The 12,397-nt window shown below is 40.8% G+C and carries 11 protein-coding genes; 5 read left to right on the plus strand and 6 right to left on the minus strand.

Annotated elements, in window-relative coordinates:
• Positions 1-301: 301 nt before the first annotated feature.
• From pgl to AN390_RS19915, 6 genes are all read right to left on the minus strand, one after another.
• Positions 302-1,012 carry a 6-phosphogluconolactonase gene (gene pgl, locus AN390_RS18125; protein WP_055255632.1) on the minus strand — a complete coding sequence of 237 codons (711 nt, stop codon included), beginning with the start codon at positions 1,010-1,012 and terminating at the stop codon, positions 302-304.
• A gap of 3 nt (positions 1,013-1,015) precedes the next feature.
• Entirely contained in the window at positions 1,016-2,488 is a 1,473-nt protein-coding gene (zwf, locus tag AN390_RS18130) for a glucose-6-phosphate dehydrogenase (protein WP_004589178.1), read from the minus strand.
• A 268-nt stretch (positions 2,489-2,756) separates the two neighbouring features.
• Positions 2,757-4,403, minus strand: a complete 1,647-nt coding sequence (gene pgi, locus AN390_RS18135) for a glucose-6-phosphate isomerase (RefSeq protein ID WP_055255633.1) — start codon at positions 4,401-4,403, stop codon at positions 2,757-2,759.
• Between the two features lie 518 nt (positions 4,404-4,921).
• Positions 4,922-7,147, minus strand: coding sequence for an aminotransferase class V-fold PLP-dependent enzyme (locus AN390_RS18140; RefSeq protein WP_055255634.1), 2,226 nt, complete (start codon positions 7,145-7,147; stop codon positions 4,922-4,924).
• Positions 7,148-7,273: 126 nt separating this feature from the next.
• Positions 7,274-8,350 carry an AI-2E family transporter gene (locus AN390_RS18145; RefSeq protein ID WP_004589175.1) on the minus strand — a complete coding sequence of 359 codons (1,077 nt, stop codon included), beginning with the start codon at positions 8,348-8,350 and terminating at the stop codon, positions 7,274-7,276.
• Positions 8,343-8,561: a hypothetical protein gene (locus tag AN390_RS19915; protein ID WP_004589174.1), complete on the minus strand. Its 219-nt coding sequence runs from the start codon at positions 8,559-8,561 to the stop codon at positions 8,343-8,345. Before AN390_RS19915 ends, AN390_RS18145 begins: the two co-directional genes overlap by 8 nt.
• A 147-nt stretch (positions 8,562-8,708) precedes the next feature.
• On the opposite strand from AN390_RS19915, the gene AN390_RS18155 reads away from it, so the two are divergent.
• The 5 genes from AN390_RS18155 to AN390_RS18175 are packed head-to-tail and all read left to right on the plus strand — an operon-like array spanning position 8,709 to position 12,229.
• The gene (locus tag AN390_RS18155) at positions 8,709-9,374 is read left to right on the plus strand and encodes a hypothetical protein (protein ID WP_004589173.1); all 666 of its coding nucleotides are present in this window, start codon (positions 8,709-8,711) and stop codon (positions 9,372-9,374) included.
• 1 nt (position 9,375) lies between these two features.
• Positions 9,376-10,833: a M48 family metalloprotease gene (locus tag AN390_RS18160; protein ID WP_024034211.1), complete on the plus strand. Its 1,458-nt coding sequence runs from the start codon at positions 9,376-9,378 to the stop codon at positions 10,831-10,833.
• Between the two features lie 54 nt (positions 10,834-10,887).
• Positions 10,888-11,235 carry an arsenate reductase (glutaredoxin) gene (gene arsC, locus AN390_RS18165; RefSeq protein WP_029772483.1) on the plus strand — a complete coding sequence of 116 codons (348 nt, stop codon included), beginning with the start codon at positions 10,888-10,890 and terminating at the stop codon, positions 11,233-11,235.
• Positions 11,235-11,789 carry an NAD(P)H:quinone oxidoreductase gene (wrbA, locus tag AN390_RS18170; RefSeq protein WP_004589170.1) on the plus strand — a complete coding sequence of 185 codons (555 nt, stop codon included), beginning with the start codon at positions 11,235-11,237 and terminating at the stop codon, positions 11,787-11,789. The genes arsC and wrbA overlap by 1 nt, the downstream gene beginning before the upstream one ends.
• On the plus strand, positions 11,786-12,229 hold the full coding sequence (locus tag AN390_RS18175) for a DUF2069 domain-containing protein (RefSeq protein WP_004589169.1): 444 nt from the start codon (positions 11,786-11,788) through the stop codon (positions 12,227-12,229). Before wrbA ends, AN390_RS18175 begins: the two co-directional genes overlap by 4 nt.
• The last annotated feature ends 168 nt before the right edge of the window (positions 12,230-12,397 follow it).

Raw genomic sequence — 12,397 nt, forward strand, 5'->3', positions numbered from 1 at the left:
TGTTAATGCCTTTAGGCTAATGCTTTTGAACGAAAAAAGGAAGGGAAAGTTTTATGACAACCGTCATGAAAAAATAAAGTTTAACTAAATCTAGGCGTTGCTAAAAAACAGACAATAAAAACGCAACCAATACGCTCAAAAACAGTACAAATAACGAGTGATTTTAATACAACGCCATAAAAACCATTAACATTGGTTAACAGTTTGACGGTGTTTTTTGAATAGCTTTAGCACGTTATTTAGCCAAATAAAAAGGCAGCTTAATTAAGCTGCCTTTTTAAACTGTAAATGAGCGGCTAAATTAAGGCGCCCAATACACTTCAATATTTATGCTTGGGTGGTTTAGCACAGCACGAAGTGGCATATCGTTTACATCACCACCCGCTTTAGCTTGCTTGTAAACCGCTAGCTTTTCTTCACCACTGATCAGGAGTTTAACCACTTTAGAGTTTGCTATTGCATTTAAAGTCAGTGTCATGCGCTCTGTAATGCTGCCTGTCACGTCACTTTCTATTGCATTAATAGCGCACACAGTTTGCTGTGTTGTTAAACCATGCTCAAGACCCTGTGCATGTGGGAACAAAGACGCTGTATGGCCATCTGGACCCATGCCTAAAATTGTTACATCATACGGTGCTTTTAAAGCGCCATAAGCGGCTTCACATACTTGTGTACCTTGCTCGGCCGTTGCTGCATCGCTTTTCATGGTAATAAAATTAGCGGCACTGCCGTAATTTTGTAACAAGGTGCTTTTTATAAACGCTTCGTTACTTTTTTCGTGGCTTGGCTCAACCCAGCGCTCATCAACCATGGCTACATCTATATTTTGCCAATCTAAATCAAGCGTTGATAAGTGCTTGTACGCTGGCGCAGGAGACGAACCACCCGATACCATTAGCACAGCACGGCCATCACTTTTTATGCCATCACGTAAAGATTGCTCAAGCGTGTGTGATAGCTCAGCGGTTAACTCATCTTTTGAGTCAAAAAACTTTTCAACAAGTGTTGCCATACCTTACGCCTTATCGCCTGTGTTAAACCACACGTGGTTGTTTTCAGCTAATAATTCATCAGCATCATCCGGTCCCCAGCTACCAGCACGGTAAAGTGCAGGTTTGCCTTTGGTTTGCCAGCGCTCAATAATTGGATCTATCCATTTCCACGCTTGACGAACTTCGTCACGGTGTATAAATAACGATGGGTTATTAGCTGCAGCATCAAGCATTAAGCGTTTGTACGCATCAGAGTGGAAACCATTGCTGTATGCTTGAGAAAGCTCAATATTCATCGTTACCGGCTCTAATTGCATTTCAAGATTATCAAGGCGCTTAGACATAAGCGTTAATTGAATCGTCTCTTCCGGCTGCAAACGAATAACAAGGCGGTTTGGCTCAATATTACCCACGTTTTCTTCATAAATATTGTGCGATACTTTTTTGTACTCAACCACAATTTCTGCACAACGTTTAGCCATACGCTTACCAGTACGAAGGTAAAAAGGTACCCCCGCCCAGCGCCAGTTATCAATGTGTGCACGAATAGCCACAAAGGTTTCTGTTTTACTTGAACCTTCGTTAAGCTCTTCTAAGTAACCTGGTACAATTTTACCGTTTAAATCCCCTGGTACGTATTGACCGCGAACGATATTTTCATCTACGTCACCTTCAAGTAACGGACGAAGTGCTTCTAATACTTTAAGTTTTTCAGTACGGATGCTATTTGCGTTTAGTTTATTTGGTGATTCCATTGCCACTAAGCACAATAACTGTAATAGGTGGTTTTGCACCATGTCGCGCAGTGCACCGGCTTTATCGTAAAAACCAGCACGGCTTTCAAGGCCTACCGTTTCAGATAAACTAATTTGAATATTATCAATAGATTTAGCATCCCACATGTTTTCAAACAGTGAATTTGAAAAACGCAGTGCCATTAGGTTTTGTACTGTCTCTTTACCTAAGTAGTGGTCAATACGGAAAATTTGCTCTTCGTCAAAAAACTCTGCAATTTTACCATTGATAGCCTCTGCTGATTCGCCGCAGTAACCAATTGGCTTTTCAACAACCACACGTGAAGTGGGTGTGATTAAACCTTTCGTTGATAAAATTTCACAACATGTGCCGTAAACAGCTGGCGGAAGCGATAAATAAAATACGCGAGATTTATTGCTGTCGTGCTCATCTAAAATGCCTTTTAGTACATCCCAGTTGTCGTCAGCTTCAGTTACGTTGCTTACTACAGGCACTAAATAAGTAGAAAATGCTTTCCAATCTTTAGCGTTAAATTCGCCTTTACTTAAAAATTCTTTCAGTGCGTTGTGTGCTGTTTCTATGTAGTCAGCACGCTTACTTTCTTCACGCACTGTAGGCAGAATACGCGAGCCTTCTGGTAAGTTGCCTTCTTGATATGCTCTGTACATTGCAGGTAGCAATTTGCGTAACGCAAGATCACCACCGCCCCCAAAAATTATAATATCAAAAGGATTAAGCATAGTTACTCTCTACGTTTGTAATACCTAAAAGCGACTTCCATAAGCCGCTTGGTATGCAGGTTTAGTGCTTGAATGACAGTGGCTCTTAGTGTTAATAAAAGCCTATTGAATGTTTTACGCTATGGCGTTTTATTTATTATTTGACTGTTCGCACAATTAAATGAGTCTTAGGAGTCCTGTAAATCCTCTCACAAAAATACAGGCCCTAAGAACTCCAGCGCTACCCGTTCAAAGGTACTCGGTTTGCTTATTTACATAAGCGAATATATTACTGCGTACGGTGTTGCTTGTAGTACGCGATTAAGCCATTTGTTGAACTATCGTGGGCGTGTTTTACGCTGGCATCGGTTAGTTCGCTTTCAATTTTAGAGGCAAGGCCTTTACCAAGCTCTACACCCCATTGATCAAATGAGCAAATTTCTAAAATTATGCCTTGGCAGAAAATTTTATGTTCGTACAGCGCAATTAAGCGTCCTACTGTTTTTGCATCAACTGTATCTAGCAGTATAGATGTTGTAGGGCGATTACCCTGATGAATTTTATGATTTAGTAACTCATCAATTTGTGCTTGTGTTTTACCTTTAGCGGCTAAATCTTCTGTGACTTGCTGTGCATCTACACCGCTCATCATTGCTTCTGTTTGAGCTAAAAAGTTGGATAATAAAATATCGTGATGCTTATCTACGTCTACCTGCGGCTTAACTGAGGCAATAAAATCAGCAGGTACAATTACATTACCTTGGTGTAAACACTGATAAAACGCATGTTGGCCGTTAATACCGGTCATACCCCAAATAATAGGAACCGTTGTATAAGGTACGGTTTCGCCTGCAAAGTTTACGTGTTTACCGTTACTTTCCATCTCACCTTGTTGTAAATACGCAGGTAACATATGAAGCGCTTGGTCGTACGGTAAAATAGCTTGCGACGTAAAGCCTAAAAAGCTGGTATTCCATACACTAAGTAGTGCCATTATAAGCGGAATATTTTGCTCAAATGGGGCTGCTTTAAAGTGCTCATCTACTTCAAATGCGCCTTCTAAAATAGCTTCAAACGCGTCATAACCTAGGTATAACGCAATAGGTAAGCCTATCGCACTCCAAAGTGAAAAGCGACCCCCTACCCAATCCCACATAGTGAATACGTTTTCATCGCTAATACCAAAGGCTGCGGTTTTTTCTAAGTTTGTGCTAACAGCAACAAAATGCTTAGCAATGGCGCTGTCATCTTTTGCTGTTTGTAAAAACCAATCAACGGCCGTTTTGGCGTTGGTCATGGTTTCTGATGTGGTAAATGTTTTCGATGAAATAACAAACAAGGTTGTTTCTGGGTCAATTGCTTTTAACACAGAGGCAATTTGAACACCGTCAGCATTAGATACGTAATGAACATTTAAAGTGTCATCAGCAAGTGCTTTTAGCGCTTCGGTTGCCATTTGCGGGCCTAGGTTTGAACCACCTACACCAATGCTTACCACATCTTTTACTGCTTTACCTGTGTAGCCTACCCATTGCCCACTGCGTACTTTTTCTACAAAGGTTTTAATTTTAGCTAATTCGTTATCAACCGCTTGTGTTACGTCTTCGCCGTCAACAACTAAAGGTGTATGGGCACGATTACGTAAAGCAGTATGAAGAACAGCACGCTCTTCTGTAATATTGATTTTTTCACCGCTAAACATCTTGTCGCGCCAAGAGGCAATGTCACACTCTTTAGCAAGCTCGATGAGTTGTGCAAAAATAGTTTTATCAATACGCTGCTTTGAATAATCAAACAACACACCCGGAATTTGAGTAGAGAATGCATCAAATCGTGTATCATCTTGTGCAAATAACGTTTTTAGATGGGTTTGTTTCATCTGCGCGGCACTATTTTGCAGTGCTTGCCAACTTGCTAATTGCGAACGATTAGACATGTAAATATCCTCTAAAATATTTAAATTAATGATTTAAAAACAGTTTTAGGTAAAAAGACTTCGCTAATTGCGCGTAGTGCTAGTAAAAAAGCAAGCGCTTAGTATAACGAAAAAAGCAATAAAAATGCTGTTTTTATAATTTATGATGCAGATAATAACGCAATTTTTTACTTTTGACACCGGTATCATAAAAATTTTATGAATTAATTACCCACAAATTTTAAGCATTTAATAGTTTAAACAACATTTATTAAATATTCATGAATTAAGGCCTGTTGACCTTTTAGGATTAAAATTTGTTCAAACTAGGAACAATTTAATCCTGCCGCGAGGTCTGTACCCTAATGGGCTCAGTAACGGCTCCTGCGTTACGTTACTGGCAAACATCCATGTAAAAATACCAAACACACTGCTGCAAATTAAACTTCGAAACATTACAAGCCCAAAGCATAAAATGCAGCGTATGCACTCGCCTAACTTTATAGGTGGTTAAAACATCCTCAAATCTAGGCCCATAATTAGCTCACCAACGCCAAGCCACCCGCTACGTTATAAATATTCGCAAAGCCTAATTGCTGTAAATTTGCCGCTGCAATTTTAGAACGATTGCCGCTTCTACACAGTAATATATAGGTGTGCTGCGGGTTTAATTGATTTTGTACTATGGCGTTAGCCATACGGCTAAGTGAAATATTAAGCGTATTAGCTAAAGGCGCGGCAAAAAGCTCCGCCACATTAATTGCGCCATGTTCATACGGCTCACGGGTATCAATTAAATACACATTTTTTTGCGTTAGTAACGCTTTAGCTTGCGTAAAGTCTAGCTGCTTAGTGTCTGCTTGCACCGCCGCCTGTACATAGCCACACAGTTGGTTACTGGTTTGCATATGTAGCTGATCGTGTTGTGCTTTTAGCTGTGCAAATTGCGCCGTACTTATTTCTCCATTTAATAACGGGCTAAGCAAAGGCGTTTGTGCACGTACAGTACGCCAGTTAATGGCAAAGCATTGCTGATAGTCATGCCCCGAACAAATAACCGTATCGTCACTTATTTGCTCAGCAAGGGTAATAAGTGAGTGTGCCATTTGCGTTGCACTGCCCCCTTCAAGCGAGGTATTGCCAAGTCCTGCAGGTAAAATCAAATCACCGCAAAAACAATAATCAATATGGCCTGTGGTGCGCTCTTTTAATAAATAACTAACGCTGTCTTTACTGTGCCCTGGGGTTGGCTTTATGGTTAGCGTTTTTGTACCAAGCTCAATGCTATTTTGCATCGCATGCGTTGTGCCTAGTACTTCATTTAACAAAGCCACTGCGCTTGGACGGTCTTGGTGCTGGTGGGTATCTAAAATTGCTTTTACGTTGAGCTGTTGTGTGCTCACTATTTTTTCAAAGCGCGGAATAAGCTCTATTACCGGGTCAATAATAACGGCACTGTTGTCGTCACTAACATACAGCCAGCTACACGCCCCTTTATGCCTAAATTGTGTTAATCCTAGCGCGCATACTTCTTGCTTTGGCGAGGCACTGTCAGAAACAATTAAGCAATTGGCCTCTAATACCGCCTTTAAGGAGCATATACGCTTACATGCTTGGCTAATTTGCTGCTCGGTTGCAGCAGGCCCAAAAGACAGCCTAATGGCGTTTTCACTTTGCCAATTAGTTGCGCCCATTGCATCAAGCACAAAACTGCGTGTTGCCCCTGTACTGCACGCCGAGCCACCGCTCACTCTAATGCCTGCTGCGTCAAATAAATCAATAACCTCTTTGGAGGTAAGCGTATCAACAGCAAAATTAAGGGTGGTAGGTACAGAATGTGAAAAATCGTGATTAAAGGTTATATCACCAAAGGTACTTTGCAGCGCATTAAGCAGTTGCGCTCTGTAGCTATTTAATACCTCAACCGACTTAAACGTGTCGTCGTTTTTATCTAGCAGCAAGTTAAACAGTTTATTAAGCCCTGCTATACCTGGTAGGTTTTCAGTGCCAGAGCGCATGCCGCTTTCTTGCCCGCCCCCCGCAATAAATGGCGTATAGGCACTGCCATTTTTAATGTATAAAAAACCAATACCTTTTGGTGCATAGAGTTTATGGCCCGAAAACGGGGCATAATCTATGCTGGTACTACTAAGCGCTAGCGCTTGTTTACCTAAGGCTTGTACACAATCAACCATCCAAGACACTGATTTATTACGGCTGCGAATAGTATGTTCTATAGCGTTTAGGTCTTGATAAACACCGGTTTCGTTATTAACCGCCATGGTGCAAATCATTAGCGCGTTATTTATGTGCTCACTAATAAACGCTAAATCTAAAACCCCTTTACTATCAACAGGAATAGCCAGTAATTGGGCGTTAATGCCTAAAACGCTATTCCAATGTTTTAACGTGTTAGGCACCGCTTTGTGCTCAGTTGCCCCGTACAATAATACAGGGTTTTTAATCGTATGATTTTTAGCATGAATGAGCGTAGAAACAATGGCTGTTTGTATGCCCTCTGTTGCGCCTGAGGTAAAAAGAATATCGCCATCGGGCGCACCAATAACATGGCGTGCATTTTGTCTTGTTTGTTCTAATAAATACTTAGCTTGTATACCGCTAATATGGGGGCTTGAAGGGTTACCAAAACAAATTTGCATGGTGTGCGACACCACGTCGGCAATACAGGGTAAAACAGGTGTTGTAGCGTTTGCATCAAGATAAACTTGAGCTGCTTGTTCATCGTGCAATAAAAACTCAGACATTAAAAACGCACCTTTATTACTAAAAAATATATCTTATACCCAATAGTACATAAGTTTGTTCTCATTGGGTAATAATCAATTAGTAACTTAGGTGCGTTTACTATGCTTTTTTAAACTAAAAGTACGTTATTCTGCCCGCTCTTTTGTTATTTCTCCATGCGTTGATGACCAGGCATTTATTAGCGCTTTTACAAGCGATGCGAGCGGAATGGCAAAAAACACGCCCCAAAATCCCCATAAGCCACCAAAAAATAGCACTGCAACAATAATAAATACGGGATTTAAATCAACGGCCTCAGAAAACAACAAGGGCACTAATACATTGCCATCGAGCGCCTGAATGACCCCGTAAATTATTAGTATGGTCCAAAATTGCGTTTCGATACCAAATTGAAACAGCGCCACGGCCGCAACCGGTATGGTAACCAATGCCGCACCCACAAATGGAATTAACACCGAAAACCCAACCAGTACACCAAGTAAAGCTGCATAACGTAAATCAAGTACAGTAAAGGCAATAAACGAGGTGCCACCCACAATTAAAATTTCGAATACTTTGCCTCGAATATAATTCATTATTTGCTGGTTCATTTCGTGCCACACTTGCAAAATTAACCGTCGCTGCTGCGGAATAAGCGTAGCGGCACTGCTTGTAAGCTCAAGCTTGTCTTTAAGCATAAAAAATACAAGTAAGGGTACAAGCACCAAATAAATAAGCCATGCCACAACATCTTTTAGCGAAGTAAGTGAAAACGAGACAATAACTTGGCCAAATTCGAGCGCCTTTGCCTCTACACTTGCCACAATAGCTTGGACCTGCTCGGCATTAATTAAACTGGGGTATTGCTGCGGTAAGGCCATTAAAAATGACTTACCTTGCTCTACCATGTGCGGGGTTTCTTGCACTAAATTACTGGTTTGCTTCCAAAGTACTGGGCCAATAACCAAAATAAGGGTAAGCATAACTCCGGTAAAAATAAGCATTACAATTACTGTTGCGCTAAAGCGTTTTAACCCAAAGCGCTCTAAGTGTACAACCGGCCAATCAAGTAAATAAGCAATCACCAATGCCACTAACACAGGAACAATTAACGAGCCAAAAAAGTACAGTAATGCCACAGAGGCAATGAGTAAAAAAAGTAAGGTGACTGAATGAGGATCTGAGAACTTTCTTTCGTACCATGTTTTAACGTATTCAAACATGCAATGGCTCCACTAGTAATAGTCCTAGGTGTTGATCAAATTTATATGTATATGCATTTTTGCTTAAAAAACGCGTAATATCATCTGCGCTTTCGTCGTTATTTATACTAAACGTTATTGCCTTATTAGATGACTGCGCATTACGAAGCGCTAATTTAAATTGTACAAACTGTTGTGGGCATTTAAATTTTTTTAAATCGCACTCTAACATAACTACTTTACTCGCTAAGTAAAATGAATAATAAGTCGCATATTGTCGGTCATTCTATTTATAAAATGTGAACAGCAGTAACTTTTTCTTAAAACCATTCCAGCAATGGTTTATCCTTATAACATAATTAGCAGTAAGGATAAGTTAATGCCTGGCACGCATAATAAAGCGCAACTACCTAGTAATCCAACTCTCAAAGAGATTAATTGGTATAAAAAGCAGATAAACTGGGGAGAGCTCCCGCCTTTTTATCATCTTGTTGCTTCTTCGGTCAGCGAATCTGAAGGAATATTGGAGCACGGATTTGATAACGCTGTAAAAAGCTTAATCAATAAACGCAATTGGAACTTAGACTTACTTGATGGCTATGAAGATGATTTTGGTGAAATACACACCAAGCATAAGCCGCGTATAGCGCTACACCAAGTATTTACCGACCGAGGCTTTGAGCTCTGGGCGCAACCTTATGCTAAAGACATAATTATTGATCAATACGTTAAAGATAACCGCTTTATGGAGTTTAAAGTATGGGATCCGCATTCAATGAAAAACCTGATCCGCATAAATCAGCTCCATAAGTTTATTGGCTTTTATTTTGAGCGCGGCGACAAGGCCGATAAAGCCATTATTTTACATGCACATAAGGTAGTACATAAAATTATTAAATTTTTGCAGCAGGAATTGAACGTTGTAAAGCTTGATGGAGTCACAATAAAAGAACTCTACCAATTGTGCGAAAAAGACAGCCGTGCAAGCAGCGATGAAATTGACATAGCAAAAATTGCCATTGGTGAACAAATTAACAAGGAATAAAATGCAGCTAAAATCAGCCTTTATCACTTTATGCAGTGCCGCGCTTACCTTTAGCCTACTGGTTAGTGAGCCGTTAAAGGCACAAACAAACTTTACGCTACCCGATTTAGGCACGTCTGCGCTACAAGTTTTGCCACTTGAAAAAGAACAAGCCATTGGCGAAGTGATGATGATGCAAATAAGAGGCTCATCACCGGTAGTAAACGACCCCGTTTTAGACGAATACTTAACCACACTTGGCCGAAAACTTGTGGCTAATGCAAACGACGTGCGTTTTCCTTTTTCGTTTTTTTGGGTAAATAACAACGAAATTAACGCCTTTGCTTTTTACGGCGGGCATGTTGGTGTGCATACGGGGCTTATTGCGCAATCAGATAACGAAAGCCAATTTGCCTCTGTACTTGGGCACGAAATAGCGCACGTAACTCAGCGCCATTTAGCTCGTCGTATTCAGCAACAACAAGACAACAGCGCACTGACTATTGCAGGCATGATAGCCGGTATATTAGCCACCGTTGTTGCTCCCGACGCAGGTATTGCTATTATTTCGGCTAACCAAACCCAAGCCGCGTTTAGCCAACTAACTCACAGCCGTGCTGCCGAGCAAGAAGCCGACAGAATTGGTATGCAAACCCTTAATAACGCCGGTTTTGACGCCCGTGCATCAAGTGAATTTTTAACTAAACTTTCAGCGCAAATAAGGTATAAGTACAAACCACCCGCTTTTTTACTGACTCACCCATTGCCAGAGAGCCGTGTATCTGACGTACGCCTACGTGCAGAGCAATTCCCTGTTCGCCATTTAAACCCAAGCCTTGAGTTTAATTTAGCAAAAAGCCGAGTACTTGCTCGTTATGCCAATAAGCCCGAAAATGCCGAAGCGTTATTTAAAAAATTAATGCGCGAAAACAGTTACAACAACACCGCGCTTAAATACGGCTTGGGCATAAGCTTACTTGATCAAGATAAGCTAGATGAAGCCGCCGAAATTTTAGAGCCGTTATTAGCACAAAGTCCTAAAAATTTATTTTATATCGATACTCATACCGATTTACTAATAGCGCAAAAAAAAGCCGACGAAGCGGTAAAATTTTTGGCTGAACTAAATAACTATCGCCCTAACAACCAAGTTATAACTTTAAACTATGCAAATGCGGCATTAGAGGCTGAGCAGTTTGAATTAGCTGAAAACATTTTAAAAAGCTTTTTACTTGAAAAACCCGACCACAACTTAGGTAAACAGCTATTAGCCGATGCCTATAAAAAGCAAGACAAGCTTGCCGCTTATCACGAGGCCAATGCTGATGTGTTATCGCAATATGGCGCGTATATTAAAGCGGCAGACGAAATCCAAAAAGCGCTTAACTTCGTAGAACCCACAGAGCTGGTTAAACAGCAACGCTTAAAAGCCTTGCTTACTCAGTATCGCCGTTTACAAAAAGAGCTGGCAAGGCTTTAAGTCTGTCAGCGCTTGCCCTAAAATAGCGGCAAATTACATTTTGGAACTAATTGTATGTCAGTTACTATTTATCATAATCCACGTTGTTCTAAATCGCGTGAAACCCTCGCATTACTAGAACAAAACAACGTAACACCAAGCGTAGTAGAATATTTAAAAACACCGCTTAACCATGAGCAAATAAGCCAACTTTTAGAACAATTAGGCTTTAGCTCAGCTCGCCAGCTAATGCGCACAAAAGAAGATGCATACAAAGCGCTTAACCTAAAAGAAGAAACCAACGAGTCAGCGCTAATAAACGCCATGGTAGACAACCCTAAACTTATTGAACGCCCTATTGTACAAAACAACGGTAAAGCAGCCCTTGGTCGTCCGCCTGAAAACGTATTAAGCGTATTATAATGACGACTCGCATTGTTGTCCTGTATCACTCAAGCCATGGCTCGGTTGAGGCTATGGCGCACGAAATAGCCGAATCTATAGAGCAACAGGGTGCCACAGCCGTATTGCGTACCTTTGTTGCTAAAAATCCGCACGATATAGTAATTACAAAAGATGATTTAATAAATTGCGACGGCCTTGCGTTTGGTACACCTACCCGATTTGGCATGATGGCATCGCAAGCAAAAACGTTTTGGGAAACCACCAGCGATCTATGGCTAAAAGGCCAGTTAATAGATAAACCAGCCTGTGTGTTTTCATCATCAAGCAGTATGCATGGCGGCAATGAAGCCACCTTACTTAATTTATCATTGCCGCTACTACACCACGGCATGATGTTATTAGGGGTACCTTACGAAGTACCAGAGTTACTAGCTACGCAAACCGGCGGCACACCTTACGGGGCAACGCATGTAGCCGGCAGTAGTAATACGAATACTTTAAGTAAAGACGAAATTAAAATATGCCAAAGCGTTGGTAAACGCCTCACTCACATTGCGAGAAAACTTCAATGAATACCGCTGACACCCCTGCTAAAAAGCCAATTACTGTAAAATTTCAGCGCACCGCTATTTTTGGCTATGTGGGTTTATTACTTTTATTTCCTCTGTGGATGTACTTTGTACCTCCGCTAAATGGCAACGCAAGTTTTGTATCCTTGTTTGTGCCTATAATCCCTTTACTGTTGCCCTTAAGAGGCTTTATTAAAGACAACACCTACACTTACGCCTGGGCTAACTTTGTTGTTATGTTGTACTTTATACATGGCTTAACCATGTTATGGGCTGCACCTGATGAGCTAATATGGGTGTTATTAGAGCTTGTGTTTGCCTCTGCCATGTTTATTGGCTGCACATATTACGCACGGCACCGTGGGCAAGAGCAAGGCTTAAAAATACGTAAGCTTAAAGAAGAGCTCGCAGAGGAAAAAGCCGCTAACGAATACAATAAATAATACTAATTCGCAAAATAAATTATTTAAGTTGAAAGTTGAAAGTTGAAATAATACCAATCCGCATAAGTAAGTAATCTATTTTGAGGATGGAAAAACGTGTTGATAGCAAGGCAAAAAATTCGCTATTTAGTTGTTCTAAAGCAAAATGATTAGATATTTTTCGGATTG

It is taken from the genome of Pseudoalteromonas sp. P1-11 (assembly GCF_001399995.1).
Classification (GTDB): domain Bacteria; phylum Pseudomonadota; class Gammaproteobacteria; order Enterobacterales; family Alteromonadaceae; genus Pseudoalteromonas; species Pseudoalteromonas atlantica.

Excerpts from the sequence above, each read along its gene's own strand:
- zwf (WP_004589178.1), bottom strand. The coding sequence starts at position 2,488 with ATGCTTAATCCTTTTGATATTATAATTTTTGGGGGCGGTGGTGATCTT.
- pgi (WP_055255633.1), bottom strand. The coding sequence starts at position 4,403 with ATGTCTAATCGTTCGCAATTAGCAAGTTGGCAAGCACTGCAAAATAGT.
- AN390_RS19915 (WP_004589174.1), bottom strand. The coding sequence starts at position 8,561 with ATGTTAGAGTGCGATTTAAAAAAATTTAAATGCCCACAACAGTTTGTA.
- AN390_RS18175 (WP_004589169.1), top strand. The coding sequence starts at position 11,786 with ATGAATACCGCTGACACCCCTGCTAAAAAGCCAATTACTGTAAAATTT.
- AN390_RS18155 (WP_004589173.1), top strand. The coding sequence starts at position 8,709 with ATGCCTGGCACGCATAATAAAGCGCAACTACCTAGTAATCCAACTCTC.
- arsC (WP_029772483.1), top strand. The coding sequence starts at position 10,888 with ATGTCAGTTACTATTTATCATAATCCACGTTGTTCTAAATCGCGTGAA.
- pgl (WP_055255632.1), bottom strand. The coding sequence starts at position 1,012 with ATGGCAACACTTGTTGAAAAGTTTTTTGACTCAAAAGATGAGTTAACC.
- wrbA (WP_004589170.1), top strand. The coding sequence starts at position 11,235 with ATGACGACTCGCATTGTTGTCCTGTATCACTCAAGCCATGGCTCGGTT.
- AN390_RS18160 (WP_024034211.1), top strand. The coding sequence starts at position 9,376 with ATGCAGCTAAAATCAGCCTTTATCACTTTATGCAGTGCCGCGCTTACC.
- AN390_RS18145 (WP_004589175.1), bottom strand. The coding sequence starts at position 8,350 with ATGTTTGAATACGTTAAAACATGGTACGAAAGAAAGTTCTCAGATCCT.
- AN390_RS18140 (WP_055255634.1), bottom strand. The coding sequence starts at position 7,147 with ATGTCTGAGTTTTTATTGCACGATGAACAAGCAGCTCAAGTTTATCTT.